15 protein-coding genes and 1 tRNA gene are annotated in these 13,454 nt (G+C 69.1%); 1 reads left to right on the forward strand and 15 read right to left on the reverse strand.

Annotated elements, in window-relative coordinates; genetic code table 11:
• The 14 genes from GSQ87_RS13635 to GSQ87_RS13700 form a co-directional block, all read right to left on the reverse strand.
• On the reverse strand, positions 1-369 hold the full coding sequence (locus GSQ87_RS13635; RefSeq protein ID WP_158915941.1) for an Mth938-like domain-containing protein: 369 nt from the start codon (positions 367-369) through the stop codon (positions 1-3).
• A gap of 4 nt (positions 370-373) precedes the next feature.
• A complete protein-coding gene (gene secF / locus GSQ87_RS13640; protein WP_158915942.1) occupies positions 374-1,330 on the reverse strand; it encodes a protein translocase subunit SecF in 957 nt (318 codons plus the stop codon).
• A gap of 13 nt (positions 1,331-1,343) precedes the next feature.
• Positions 1,344-2,933, reverse strand: coding sequence for a protein translocase subunit SecD (gene secD / locus GSQ87_RS13645; protein WP_158915943.1), 1,590 nt, complete (start codon positions 2,931-2,933; stop codon positions 1,344-1,346).
• 25 nt (positions 2,934-2,958) lie between these two features.
• Entirely contained in the window at positions 2,959-3,309 is a 351-nt protein-coding gene (yajC, locus tag GSQ87_RS13650; RefSeq protein WP_158915944.1) for a preprotein translocase subunit YajC, read from the reverse strand.
• A 120-nt stretch (positions 3,310-3,429) separates the two neighbouring features.
• On the reverse strand, positions 3,430-5,391 hold the full coding sequence (locus GSQ87_RS13655; protein WP_158915945.1) for a LysM peptidoglycan-binding domain-containing M23 family metallopeptidase: 1,962 nt from the start codon (positions 5,389-5,391) through the stop codon (positions 3,430-3,432).
• Between the two features lie 72 nt (positions 5,392-5,463).
• Positions 5,464-6,123, reverse strand: a complete 660-nt coding sequence (locus tag GSQ87_RS13660; RefSeq protein ID WP_158915946.1) for a protein-L-isoaspartate(D-aspartate) O-methyltransferase — start codon at positions 6,121-6,123, stop codon at positions 5,464-5,466.
• Positions 6,124-6,127: 4 nt separating this feature from the next.
• The gene (gene surE, locus GSQ87_RS13665; protein WP_158915947.1) at positions 6,128-6,922 is read right to left on the reverse strand and encodes a 5'/3'-nucleotidase SurE; all 795 of its coding nucleotides are present in this window, start codon (positions 6,920-6,922) and stop codon (positions 6,128-6,130) included.
• Between the two features lie 34 nt (positions 6,923-6,956).
• A complete protein-coding gene (gene serS, locus GSQ87_RS13670; protein WP_158915948.1) occupies positions 6,957-8,237 on the reverse strand; it encodes a serine--tRNA ligase in 1,281 nt (426 codons plus the stop codon).
• Between the two features lie 107 nt (positions 8,238-8,344).
• Entirely contained in the window at positions 8,345-9,244 is a 900-nt protein-coding gene (gene tatC / locus GSQ87_RS13675; RefSeq protein ID WP_158915949.1) for a twin-arginine translocase subunit TatC, read from the reverse strand.
• Complete coding sequence (tatB, locus tag GSQ87_RS23155) at positions 9,241-9,780, reverse strand: Sec-independent protein translocase protein TatB (protein ID WP_158915950.1); 540 nt, start codon at positions 9,778-9,780, stop codon at positions 9,241-9,243. Before tatB ends, tatC begins: the two co-directional genes overlap by 4 nt.
• 54 nt (positions 9,781-9,834) lie before the next feature.
• On the reverse strand, positions 9,835-10,074 hold the full coding sequence (tatA, locus tag GSQ87_RS23160; RefSeq protein WP_158917671.1) for a twin-arginine translocase TatA/TatE family subunit: 240 nt from the start codon (positions 10,072-10,074) through the stop codon (positions 9,835-9,837).
• A gap of 113 nt (positions 10,075-10,187) precedes the next feature.
• Positions 10,188-10,340, reverse strand: coding sequence for a hypothetical protein (locus GSQ87_RS13690; protein WP_158915951.1), 153 nt, complete (start codon positions 10,338-10,340; stop codon positions 10,188-10,190).
• Positions 10,341-10,350: 10 nt separating this feature from the next.
• Entirely contained in the window at positions 10,351-10,977 is a 627-nt protein-coding gene (locus GSQ87_RS13695) for a DUF2059 domain-containing protein (protein ID WP_216839313.1), read from the reverse strand.
• A 40-nt stretch (positions 10,978-11,017) separates the two neighbouring features.
• Complete coding sequence (locus tag GSQ87_RS13700; protein WP_254062958.1) at positions 11,018-12,349, reverse strand: amidohydrolase family protein; 1,332 nt, start codon at positions 12,347-12,349, stop codon at positions 11,018-11,020.
• A 126-nt stretch (positions 12,350-12,475) separates the two neighbouring features.
• Between GSQ87_RS13700 and GSQ87_RS13705 the strand changes: the two genes are divergently transcribed.
• Positions 12,476-12,550 (forward strand) — tRNA-Thr (locus tag GSQ87_RS13705).
• A 56-nt stretch (positions 12,551-12,606) separates the two neighbouring features.
• Here the strand turns inward: GSQ87_RS13705 and GSQ87_RS13710 are convergent.
• Entirely contained in the window at positions 12,607-13,377 is a 771-nt protein-coding gene (locus tag GSQ87_RS13710; RefSeq protein WP_158915952.1) for an enoyl-CoA hydratase-related protein, read from the reverse strand.
• Between the last annotated feature and the right edge of the window lie 77 nt (positions 13,378-13,454).

Below are 13,454 nucleotides of genomic sequence, written 5' to 3' on the forward strand. Positions count from 1 at the left end.
TCAGACGGCGATCAGGGCGGCGGCGACACGGCGGCCCTCGCCGGCCAGAAAGTTGTACATGCGGCAGGCCTCGGGCGTGCTCATCACTTCCAGGCCGAGATTGGCGGCCTTCAGCCCCTCGCGGATCGGCCGTGGCGCGATGGTGGTGGCAGGTCCGGTCCCCAGCAGCACCAGCTCCACCTGTTCCAGCGGCGCGGACAGCACGTCGTGCAGGTGGTCGGGCGCGAGGTCGGCCAGGGCATGTACCGGCCACGTCCGAACCGTGTCGTCCAGGATCAGGATGGAGCCTTCCCAGCGCACGCCGTCGATACGGAAACCACCGCCGCCGAAGGCTTCGACCACCGGGGGCTGGCGGAGAGACGCGGCCATGGGATCAGGGCCGCTGGGCCGCCGCCTTGGCCGCCTTGCTGGGCGCGGGGATCACCTCGTCGCCGCGCTTGACGCCCCAGACCAGCACCAGCGGCAGGGCGACATAGATCGACGAATAGGTGCCCACGAAGATGCCGAACACCATGCTGAACACCAGCGGGAACAGCACCGGGCCACCGAAGATCAGCGCGCCGGCCAAGGCCAGCAGCGCGGTCGAGCCGGTGATCAGGGTGCGCGACAGACGCTCGTTTTCCGACAGGTCGATCACGTCGCGCAGCGGCATGCGGCGGTACTTGCGCAGGTTCTCGCGCAGCCGGTCGAAGGTGATGACCTTCTCGTTCATCGAGTAGCCGATCACCGTCAGCAGGGCGGCGATCGAGGTCATGGAAAACTCGATCTGCAGCACCGACAGGATGCCGAGCGTCAGCACGATGTCGTGCAGCACCGCCAGCACCGCGCCCAGGCCGAACTGCAGCTGGAAGCGGAACCAGATGTAGACCAGCATCAGCGTCAGGGCGACGCCGAGCGCCAGGAAGCCGTGGGTGAGCAGCTCGCCCGAGACCTTGGCGCCCACCGCCTCGGCCCGCTTGATCTGGATGCCGGGGAAGTCCTGGGTCAGACTGGTGCGCATGGCGTTCACCGCCTGCACCGGATCGCTTCCGTTCGCCGGCTTGAAGCGCAGCATGGCCGAGTTCGGCGCGCCAAAGCCCTGCACCTGGGGATCGTTGGCGCCGTGGCGCGCCAAGCTGGCGCGCAGCGCGTTCAGCGGCGCTGGGCCCGGGGTGACGATCTCGATCAGCTCACCGCCCTTGAAGTCGATGCCGAGGTTGAGCCCGCGGGTCGCCAGGCACGCGATCGAACCCACCACCAGCAGGGCGGAGACGGCGGCGGCTATCGGCGCCCACTTCACGAACTTGAAGTGGGTTTGGCGGGGGAGGAAACGGATCAGCGGCCAGCGCATGGGATTATCGTCCTTACGCGATCGGCAGGGCTTTGGGCTTGGCGACCCGGAACCACCAGCCGATCAGCACCTGGGTGATCAGCACGGCGGTGAACACCGAGGTCAGCACGCCCACGAACAGGGTCCAGGCGAAGCCGCGGACCGCACCCGAACCGAACTGGAACATGATCAGGGCTGAGATCATGGTGGTGACGTTGGCGTCGATGATCGAGACCAGCGCCCGGCGGAAACCCTGGTCGGCGGCCATGATCGGCGTACGTCCGGCATGGGCCTCATCGCGCATGCGCTCGTAGATCAGCACGTTGGCGTCGACCGCGACCGCGAGGGTCAGGATCAGGCCGGCGATGCCCGGGAAGGTCAGGGTCGCCTGGGTGATCGACATGGCCCCGAAGATCATCAGCACGTTGACCAGCAGGGCGATGGCCGCAAACACGCCGAACAGGCCGTAGGCGCAGATGATGAACACGAAGATGGCGACGGCGCCGATGCCGAGCGAGATCGCGCCGGCCCGCACCGCGTCCGCGCCGAGCTCGGCGCCCACCGTGCGCTGCTCGATGAAGTTCAGCTTGGCGGGAAGGGCGCCGGAGCGCAGCAGCAGGGCCAGGTTGGACGCGGTCTCCTCGGTGAAGCTGCCGCTGATCTGGCCGGTGCCCCCCGGGATGGCGCCCAGGATGTTCGGGTCGGTGATGACCTTGCCGTCGAGCACGATGGCGAAGCGGCGGCCGACGTTCTGGGCCGTCATCTGGCCGAACAGGTCGCCGCCGTGGCCGTTGAAGCGTAGCGACACCGCCGGCTGGCCCTGCTGGTCGAAGGCGACACGGGCGTCCACCAGGTCCGCGCCCGAGACGATGACGCGACGGCGCACCAGGACACCCTGGGCTTCGCTGGGGGTTTCGCTGGGAAGCAGTTCGTCTTCCGGCGGGATATGACCGGCCGCCTGATCGAGCGGCGTGTCCTGGTCCAGCATATGGAAGGTGAGCTTGGCGGTCTGGCCGATGATGGCCTTCAACTTCTCGGGATCGCTCTCGCCGGGCGCTTCGATCTGGATGCGGTTGAGACCCTGACGGATGATGGTGGGCTCGCGCGTGCCGAGCGAATCGATCCGGCGGCGCACCACCTCGATCGACTGCTGCACGGCGCTGGCGCTGAGTTCACGCCACGTCGCGGCCGGGTAGCTGAGGACCACGCTCTGGTCCGGGCCGGCGTCCACGTTCAGGTCGCGCACGCCCTGGGCGCTGGCTTGGACCAGCTTGGAGCGGAGCAGGCTGGCGGCGGCGCCCACCTGGCCTTGGTTGTTCAGCCGCACGCGCACCGTATCGCCGACCACGCCCAGGCCCGTGAAGCCGATGCTTCCATCCGTGAGGGTGCGGCGCACGTCCTCGGTCAGGTTGGTGAGCTGCTCCTTGTGCAGGGAGTCGGTGTCGACTTCGAGCAGCAGATAGGAGCCGCCCTGTAGGTCCAGACCCAGGTTCAGCCGCTTGGACAGCAGCGCGGGCAAGTGGTCGGTGACCGAGGTCGGCAGGGCGTTCGGCAAGGTGAACACCAGGCCGAAGACAGCGGCCAGCAGGACGAGAACGACCTTCCAGGTGCGGAGCTGGATCACGGCGGCGGCCTATCCGGTCGAGCGCTTAGGACTTGCCGTCGTTGGCGGCCGAAGGCTCGCCACGGGTGCGGACGTCGGAGATCATCGAGCGGACGACCTTGACGTTCACGTTCGGAGCGATTTCGACCTGGACCTCGGTGTCGTCGACGCGGGTGATCTTGCCGAAGACACCGCTGGTCAGCACCACCGTGTCGCCGCGCTTGACGCCTTTGACCAGGTCCTGCTGGGCGCGCATGCGCTTCTGCTGCGGACGGATCAGCAGGAAATAGCCCAGCACCATGATCGCGACGAGGGGGGCGAACTGGAGCAGCATGCCCATCGGTCCATCCTGCGACGCGGCGCCGGCGGTCTGGGCGAAGGCGGGAGAAGCAAACATTTGGGCTCCGGAAACGGCCGCGGCGGCCGGGACGGACCTCGGCCGGATCAAAGAGGCGCGGAAGCTAGGCGAGCGCCTCCGGTTTGGCAATGCGTCCCTGACGACCTTTGCAGCAAAGCGTCAACCGCCCGCGGGCAGGACCAGGGCCGGATCGACCGGACGGGCCTTCTCGGTGGGCTGAGGGGCGTATCGGACCTCGAAGTGCAGCAGCGGACGGTCCACCGCGCCGGTCTGGCCGACCTGACCGATCTCGTCGCCTTGGGCGACGCTATCCTTCATCCGCACCTCGATCCGGTTCAGGTGGGCGTACGCAGTGACCCACCCGCCCGCATGCTTGACCAAGACCAGGTTGCCGAAGCCGGGGATGGAGCTGCCGGCGTAGACCACCTCGCCGGCCGCCGCCGCCCGCACGCTATCGCCGGACTGGGCGGCGATATCCACACCGTCGTTGTGCTGACCGGGCCCCCGGTCGCCGAAAGGCGCCAGAACGCTGCCCTTCAGCGGCCACACGAACCGGCCCCGGCCGGCGGCCGCGATCTCGGAGGGCGTCAGCGCTCCGCCGCCGGTTTCCGGCGCAGTTGGCCGCGCGCGGCCAAGGCTGGGGGCGTAGGTCCCCGACGAAGCGGAGGATGAGGGATAGGTCGGGCGGTAGGTCGGCGCATTCAGGGTCGCGACGGGCCCGGGAACCGTCGTCGCAGCTGTCGACGAGGGGCTGGGTGTGGAGGCGTAGGGGACGACCGGCGGCGGGATGTCCGCGGTCTGGGCGACCGACGGAGAAGCGGGACGCGGCGCCGGCCGCAGGATGGCCGGCGGGGGATTGTAAGTGGCGGGTTCGCTGGCGTCGGCGGCGGCGGTATGGACAGGACGACCCCGACGGCCGCGGCTGGGCGTCGCTTCGGCGTTGGCCGCTGCATCCGCCGCGATCTCGGCGGCGGCCTCAGCGCGGGTGTTGACGTGAGGCTTGGCCTCGGCGCGGGCGCTTTCGTCGCGCGCCTGAGCCTGGGCCAGAGCCGCCCGCTCCCGCCGGGTCAGGTGATCGCCGCGACGCGCCTTGTGCAGGGCGGCGCGGATCACGCTGTCGGGCGCGGCCACGGGCGTGACCTCGGCGGCGGCGTGGCGACGAGCGCCCTGGTCCGAAGCAGTGGGCGGCAGTTCGATGGCCTGGCCGGGCTGCAGTTCGGCGGCGTGCCTCAGTCCATTCAGCTTGGCGACGGCCTCGGGGACCTGATCGAAGCGGTGGCTGATGGTGTAGAGGGTGTCGCCCTTCTGCACCTCGTAGCTGTAGCGATAGGGCGCCTTCAGCACCGTGCCGGCGTGGACGTGGCGGGGATGCTTGATGTCGTTGAGCTTGACCAGGGCGCTGGGCGAGACGTGCAGGCGCTTGGCCACGTCCGCCAGCTTCTCGCCGGGCCGCACGCTGGTTTGATAGGGGGTGTCGCCAGTCGCTGTCTCTTCGGACGACTTGGACTTGCGGCCATGACGGCGATGCGCGCTCTTCTTGTCATCGGCCGAGGTGTCGCTGTCTGCGGCCTTCGCGGCATGATGACGATGGTGGACGGCGGCGAGTTCTAAGCCTGACCCAGCCCCCTCGTCCGACCGCGTCTCCGCAAAATAGCGGGCGAAGGCGACGCCGGGGAGCATGTGCGCTTCGGCTTCGACCTCGGACTCCAGGTGCGGGCCGGCGGGCGCGGGCGGAGCGACCGAACCCGGCGGGGGCAGGTCGGAGCTATCCACCGACGAACTCGGCACCGGGTGCATCCCATCGTCGTCGGAAGGCGGCGGCGGCGGGGTGGTCGCGCGGGGCGGATAGGTCGGAGCCGGAGGATTGACCCCGTCGCGCGGTCCGACCGCGGTCCCGGAGGCGCGGTCGGCGGCGTTTTGGGCGGCGTCCTGGGGGCTGACCGGATACCGCGGTTGCCAGGGTTTCAGGCCGCCGTCGCCCGGCCGCTCGTTGGCGTCGATCGGATAGCGCGGCGCGGCGGTGCAGGCCGCGGTTCCCGCCAGCAGCACGACCGCCAAGGTCAGACGGCCCCGGCGCGCGTGGCCGTTCGCGGCGACCGACTTTTCCCGACGGTTGGACATCTCTACCTCGCAATAATCGCGACTCGCCGGGAATTGTCGGTCGAGCCGTCGGAAAGGGCTACCCCCGTCCGCTCACAGTTCCCGCGCCACGCCGCTCAGCAGGGGCACGAAACGCACTTCGCCTAGCTCTTCTTTCACGAAGGCGCCCTTGGCGTCGCCCACATAGCGCAAAAGAGTCTGCACGGGACCGCGACCCACCGGCGCAACCAGGACGCCATTGGGTTTCAACTGGGCCAGCAGCTTGCGCGGCTCCTCGGGGGCGGCGGCGGTGACCAGGATGCGGTCGAACGGCGCCTGCTCGCGCCAGCCCTCCCCGCCATCGCCGAAGCGGCTGATCACGTTGAGCAAGCCCAGGTGCTTCAACCGCGCCTCCGCCTCGCCCAGCAGGGTGCGGTAGCGCTCCACCGTGTAGACGTAGCGGGCGATGCGGGCCAGCACGGCGGTCTGGTAGCCGCTGCCGGTGCCGATCTCCAGCACCCGGTGGCGGGGCTTCAAGTGCAGCGCCTGGGTCATCAGGCCCACGATCAGGGGCTGGCTGATGGTCTGGCCGCAGGCGATGGGCAGGGCGCTATCCTCCCAGGCCCGCTCCTGGAACAGGTTGGGCACGAACAGGTCGCGCGGCGTCTGTTCGATCGCCGCCAGCACGGCCGCCTCGGTCACCCCACCCGAGCGCAGGCCCAGGACCAGCTTGGCCAGGCGCGTGTCCGAACGATCCTGCGGGGTGTCGCTCACGGGCTCAGGCCGCGCCGTGGAATACGGGGACCGTGCCGCCGAGTTGGCCACGCAGGTCGTGCACGGTCTCGCGGTGGGTCAGGTCGATATGCAGCGGCGTAACCGATATCCGCCGGCTCTTGATCGCGTGCACGTCGGTGCCGGCCGCGGGCTCCGAGGAGCGGCCGCGATAGGCCATCCAGTAGTAGTCGCGGCCGCGCAGGTCGGTGCGCTTCTCGAAGTGCAGCGGATGCTCGTCGCGAACGCCCTGGACCGTCACCTCGACCCCCTCGACCTCGTCGGGCAGGCAGGCCGGGAAGTTCAGGTTCATCACCACCTTGGCGGGCCAGCCGATCTCCACCAGGCGCGCGATCAGGCCGGGGGCATGGTGCTCGGCGGTCTCGAAATGGCTGGTGCGGGCGTCCTGGAAGCGGGTCAGCGCCTGGGACAGGGCGATGGACGGCACGCCCAGCGCCATGCCCTGCAGCGCGCCGGCCACGGTGCCCGAGAAGGTGACGTCCTCACCCATGTTCTGGCCCCGGTTGACGCCCGACAGCACCAGGTCCGGCGCCTTGTCGACCATCATCTCCTGGATCGCCAGCATCACGCAGTCGGTCGGCGTGCCGGACACCGCGAAGGTCTGGGTGTCGAGCTGGCGCACGCGCACCGGCTCGGTCAGGGTCAGCCTGCGGCTGGCGCCGGACTGCTCGATCTCGGGCGCGCAGATCCATACGTCGTCGGACAGCTGGCGGGCCACGCGGACCAGGGTCTGCAGGCCCTCGGCCGCGATACCGTCGTCGTTGGTCAGCAGAATGCGCATCGGGGCCTCGCCTTGCGGTGGGTCGGCGAGAGCCTCATTGAGCGCCCCCGATGTGGGTCATGCCGCCAAGGTAAGGGCGGAGCGCTTCGGGGACGGCGATGCGGCCGCCCTCGTCCTGGTAGTTCTCCAGCACCGCGACCAGGGTGCGCCCGACCGCCAGCCCCGACCCGTTCAGGGTATGGGGAAAGCGCGTGCCCTTCTCGCCGGCCTTCTTGATCCGCGCGTCCATGCGACGGGCCTGGAAGTCGCCGCAGTTCGAACAGGAGCTGATCTCGCGATAGGTGTCCTGGGACGGTAGCCAGACCTCCAGATCGTAGGTCTTGCGGGCCGAGAAGCCCATGTCGCCGGTGCACAGCAGCATGGTGCGGAACGGCAGCTCCAGCCGTTTCAGCACCTCTTCGGCGCAGTCGACCATGCGGTCGTGCTCGGCGGCGGACTGTTCGGGCGTGGTGATGGAAACCAACTCGCACTTGGTGAACTGGTGCTGGCGGATCATGCCCCGCGTATCGCGCCCCGACGCCCCGGCCTCGGAACGGAAGCAGGGGGTCAGCGCGGTGAGGCGCAGGGGGAGTTCCTCTTCCGAGGTGATCTGCTCGCGGATCAGGTTGGTGAGCGAGACCTCGGCGGTGGGGATGAGGAAGAAGCCTTCCTTGGTCTGGAACAGGTCCTCCTCGAACTTCGGGAGTTGGCTCGTGCCGAACAGCGCTTGATCGCGCACCATCAGCGGCGGGGACACCTCCTGATAGCCGTGCGTGCTGGTCTGCAGGTCGAGCATGAACTGGCCGAGCGCGCGTTCCAGCCGGGCGAGCTGGCCCTTGAGCACCACGAAGCGGGCGCCCGACATCCGCGAGGCGGCCTCGAAGTCCATCAGGCCCATGGCTTCGCCCAGCGCCACATGGTCCTGCGGCTTAGCGATGGCGGCGGGCGTTCCCCAGCGGCGCGTTTCGACATTGCCGTGCTCGTCGGCGCCCGGGGGCACGTCGTCGGCCGGCACATTGGGGATGGCGGCGAGCAGGTCGTGCAGGGCCTTGGCGGCTGTGGCCTCTTCCTCGGTCTGGCGGGCGAGTTCGCCCTTCAGCGCCTCGACCTCCGCCATCAGCTCGGCGGCGCGAGTCTCGTCCTTCTTGGCCTTGGCCGCGCCGATCAGCTTGGAGCTCTCGTTGCGCTTGGACTGGACGGCCTGGAAGGCGGTCTGGGCGGCGCGCAGGCGCTGGTCGGCCTCAAGGATCGCCGGCGTCTGGGGCGATAGCCCGCGAGCGGCCCAGCCACGGTCGAAGGCTGAGGGGTCGTCGCGGATGGCCTTGACGTCGAACATTCCGGGCAGACTCAGGGAAGGCGATGCGGAAGCAGCTTGTTTAAGGGCGCCCGCGCCGCAGGGGAAGCGCGCGTCGTCGATCTTGCGTCCCGCACGCGCAATAAGCCCTAGACCGGGCTGCCGCCGCCGGCCTCTTCCAGGTCGCGCGCCTCGTCCTCGCGGTCGCGGCGCAGCCCGATCAGGCGTACGCACCAGATGCTGATCTCGTAGAGACCGTAGATCGGGATCGCCAACAGGCACTGGCTGAGCGGATCGGGAGGGGTGACGATCGCCGCCAGGAACACGATGCCGACGATGGCGTAGCGCCGGCCCTTGGCCAGCATCGGCGCATTGACCAGCCCCGCCATCCCCGCCAGCGACAGCACCACCGGCAATTGGAAGCACAGGCCGAACGCCAGCAGCAGGTGAGTCACCAGCGTCAGATAGTCCGACACCTTGGGCAGCAGCTCGACCTGGACATCGGGGCTGACGATCTGCTGGGACAGCGAGAACCAGAGCACGAACGGCAGCATGATGAAGTAGACCAGCGCCGCCCCCATCAGGAACAGCACCGGCGCCGCCAGCAGGAAGGGCAGGAAGGCCGCGCGCTCGCGCCGGTACAGGCCGGGCGCCACGAAGCGGTAGAGCTGGAAGGCCAGCACCGGGAAACAGATCACGATGGCCCCGAAGCCGGCCAGCTTCATCTTGGTGAAGAAGAACTCCAGCGGCGCTGTGAACACCAGCTTGAGGTTCTGGCCGTGGGTGTTGACCGGGTGGATGCCAGTGACCGCGAACAGCAGGTCGAACGGGCCGTGATGGCCGCCGTGCTTCTGCTGCGCCAGCAGGGCCCCGGCCATCTCGAACGGCCGCAGCAGCAGCAGGTAGATGTTGCCGGAATAGATGAAGCAGAAGCCGAACCCGATCACCAGGACGGCGCAGCACACGATCAGCCGGCGGCGCAGCTCGACTAGGTGTTCGAGAAGCGGCGCGCGGGAGTCCTCGATCTCGCTGTCGTCGTCACGCTTCACCCAGCGTGCTCCCGCGAGGGGGATGGAGCGGCGGACTGTTCAACGTGATCGGACCCATGAGGCGAGGGTTCGGTCTCCGGCTCCAGCCCCTCGGGGGCGGCGTCGGGGGGAACCGGGAGGACGGATTCGGAAGCGATAGGGTGGTGCGCAGCGCCCTCGGCCGACGGCAGGGCGGCGGGCGGCGCGTCGGGGCCGGGCGCGATCTCGCCCTCGCGGGCGCCGAAGCCCGATGGGGCCGGCGCACCAAGCTCGCGATGCAGGCTCTCGAAATGGCTGTCGATGTCCTTGAGGTCCTGGCGGATCGGTTGGGTGTAGTCGCCGCGACGCAGCGCATCCACTTCCCGGCGAAGCTCGTCCAGCTCGGACTGGCGGGCCAGTTCCTCGAAGCTGGAGCGGAACTCGGCGGCTAGGCCACGGACCTTGGCCATGAACTGGCCGACCTTGCGCAGCAGCACCGGCAGGTCTTTGGGCCCGACGACGATCAGCGCGACGGCGGCCAGGAAAATCAGTTCGGTGGCGCCGGTTTCCGGCAACATAGGCTCAGACCCGGATCAGGAAACGGCCGGCGTCGGCCGCCGGCGCTAGGAAATTCAGCGGCGAGCGTCTTCGGCTTCGCGCTGGTCGACGGAGGGCTCGACCCTTGGGCCGACCACCTGGGGCGAGACCTTGGTCCCGGCCGGCGGCTCGTCCTCGGTCTTCAGGCCTTCCTTGAAGGCTTTGATGCCCTTGGCGGCGTCGCCCATGATGGACGACAGCTTGCCGCGACCACCGAACAGGACGGCGGCCACGACCAGGACGATAATCCAGTGGATCGGGCTCATAGCGCCAATCATGGCTCAACTCCGGAAAGCGGGCGGCGCGGGCCGCTCGAATGTCGAACGTTCAATATAGGGCCTTGAACGCCGACGCGCCAATAAACCGCCCTATAGCAATAATCACGTGGTCACGTCTGCGGCTTGTCCGGCGGCTCGCGTGGCGAAGGGTCGCGCGTGGCCTCCTGCTCGGAGGACGGCGGAGACGCCGCGGCCTTACGCCGACGCAGGTTGGCCCGCAGCGCCTGGGCCAGCCGCTCCGCCTTGGCGCCGTCCCCGGCCAAGTCCCTCGCCTCAGCCAGCCGGATGGGCGGCGGCGAGGTGGGCGGCCACGGCCTCCAGGCCCTTGCGCTCCCGGGACGAGCATTTCACCCGGCTGCAGTAGCTGTCCTCGATCCCCGCCAGGACCTGCGGCAGGTAGGTGACGATGGCGGCGTTGGACTGCTGGGTCACCGCCGGCATCTTGAGCAGCACCACCCGCCCGGTCGGCGACTGGTAGAAGGCCAGCATGTCCTGCAGCTGGGCTTCGGTGAAGGTGTGGGCCATGGCGGAAACGCTGGTGTCGATCACCTGGGGCATGACGCTGTTCATGCCGTCGCCCACCGCCGCCACGATGGCCTTGGCGCGGGCCTCGCTGCGGTCGTCCATCATGTTGGCGAACTGCAGGCTCATGGCCGTGGTCATGCTGCGCACGCTGGTCCCCATGGTCTGGGCGCCGATCAGGTCGTAGATCTGGCGCGCCAGCGCCTGTCGCTTGGGATCGATGCGCACCACGGGACCGTCGACGATGGGCGCGGTCAGCGAGGCCGCTTCCGGCGGCGCCGGGCGGGCGGTGGAGACCACGCCCTGGGCCAGGGCGGGAGAGGTCAGGAACGCCCCAAGGACGGCGGCGGCGAGCAGGGCGGGAGCGGAGGGACGCATACTGCGGCTTTCGATAGGATTGGGGCCAGGCTTGCGCCGCCTAGGGCGTTTCGCCGGCCGCGCCCTTGTACACCACGCCCCCCTTCATCACGAAATCGACATGTTCCAACACCTCGACCTGTTTCAGAGGGTCGGTGGGGACCGCGACCAGGTCGGCGTAGCAGCCGACGGACACACAGCCCACCCTGCCCTGCAGCCCCATCAGGTCGGCGCCCGACGTGGTGGCGGCGCGGATCGCCTGCATCGGGGTCATGCCGTACTTGACCATGTAGTGGAACTGGCGCGCGTTATCGCCGTGGGGATAGACGCCCGCGTCGGTGGCGAAGGCCATCTTGGCGCCCGCCCTCACCGCCTTGGTGAAATTGTCGCGCTGGGTCTGGCCGACCAGGTGCTCCTTGGCCAGCGAGGCCGGCTCGATGCCGACCTTGGGGCCTTCCGCCATGATGTAGTCGTCGTTGTAGATGTCGAAGTCGAGATAGGTCCCGCGCGCCTTGGCCAGCGCGATCCCCTCGTCGTCGATGAAGCTGCAATGCTCGATGGAGTCCGCCCCGGCGCGGATGGCGGCCTTGATCCCGTCGGTCCCGTGGGCGTGGACGGCGACCTTGCGGCCCCACAGGTGGGCCTCGGTGACGATGGCGTCCATCTCCTCCTGGGACAATTGCTGGCCGCCGACCGAATCGCCGTGGCTGAGCACCCCGCCGGTGGCCATGAACTTGATCAGGTCCGCACCGTACTTGAAGTTGCGCCGCACCTTGGCCCGCGCCTCCCAGGGACCGTTGGCCACGCCGTCGCTCTCGTAGTTGAACTCCTCGGGCAGCAGGTTCTCGTCGGCATGGCCGCCGGTAGCGCCGATCGGCGGCCCGGAGACCTGCATCCGCGGCCCGTCGACCTCGCCGGCCGTGATCGCGTCGCGCAGGGCCACGTCGGTAAAGTGGCTGGCGCCGACGTTGCGCACGGTGGTGAAGCCCGCCATCAGCGTCTTGCGCGCATTGTGCACCCCGTCGATCGCCTGGCGGGGGATCGAGATGGTCAGGGCCTTGGGACCGGCGTCCTCGGCGTTGAAGGTCAGGTGCACGTGCACATCGATCAGCCCCGGCAGCACCGTCTCGCGCGACAGGTCCACCACCTTGGCGCCGGGCGGCGGCGTGGCGACGCCAACCGAGACAATTCGTCCGTCGCGGATCAGTAGGCCCACGTTCTCCGAAACCCTGCCGCTGGCGGGATCGATCAGGCGACCGGCGCGGACATAGACCGTCTGGCCTTGCGGGGCCTGGCCCTGCGGCCCCTGGGCCATCGCCGTCGCGGCCCCGAGAACCAGAGCGGCACCGGCCGCCGTCAGCGCGGCGACCGCGTGCATCTTCCGTCCACTCATCGAATCTTCCCCCAGGGCGACACGCAGATCAGCGCCTTTCGGTGCGCGGCTCAAGCGCCCTTCGTCGACACGCATCAGATTTCCGCTTCCCCTCTCGCGCGGCTTTGGCTATAGCGCCCGCTCCCCGCCGCCGTAGCTCAGTGGTAGAGCGCATCCTTGGTAAGGCTGAGGTCGACAGTTCAATCCTGTCCGGCGGCACCATTCTTCAAAACTCGATAGACCAACCCCCTCCGGGGGCAGCACGCCAAGCCGTAGGGCTAGGTCCCCGTGAACCGCGCCGGGCGCTTTTCGCGGAAGGCGGCGACGCCTTCCTTGAAGTCTTCGGTGAAGCCGGCTTCGCGTTGCAGGTCGCGCTCGCAGTCGAGCTGGGCGTCCAGGCCGTTGTCCAACGCCGCCCAGCCCGCCTTGCGGATCAGCCCCAACGCGCGCGTCGGCCCCTGAGCCAGGCCCTCGGCCAGGGCGAAGGCCACAGCCTCCAGCTCGGCGTCGGGGACCACCCGGTTGATCAGGCCCCACGCGAGAGCCTTGGCCGCCGGCAGGGCCTCGCCCAGCAACATCAGCTCCATCGCCCGCGCCCGGCCGACCGCGCGCGTCAGCAGGAAGGTCGATCCCGCGTCGGGGATCAGACCGATGCGGCGGAAAGCCAGGATGAAGGACGCACCCTCGCCGGCCACGATCAGGTCGCCGGTCAGCGCCAGCGAACAGCCGGCCCCAGCCGCCACGCCGCCTACGGCGGTGATGTAGGGGATGCGCAGGTCGCGCAGCTTGCGCACCAGCGGATTGTAGCGCCGCTCAATCGACTCGCCGAGATCGGCGGTGGTGCGCTCTTCGTTCAGATTGGCGCCCGACGAGAAGGCCCGGCCCGAGCCGATCAGCACCAGGGCGCGGGCGGAGGCCTCCGCCTCAGACACGGCTTCGGCGAGTTCGGCCAGCATGGCCTGGGACAGGGCGTTCAGGGTGCCCGGATCGTTGAGGCGGATCACCGCCACCCCGCCGCGCCGCTCCGTTTCGATGACCGTGTACGCCATGGGCTCGCCGTCCTCTTTTGACCTGGAAGCGTTGTAGCCCGGCTTGACGTGTCGAGGCAAAGACCTGCCCAATACGT

Source organism: Caulobacter sp. S45 (genome assembly GCF_009765965.1).
Lineage (GTDB): Bacteria > Pseudomonadota > Alphaproteobacteria > Caulobacterales > Caulobacteraceae > CAHJWH01.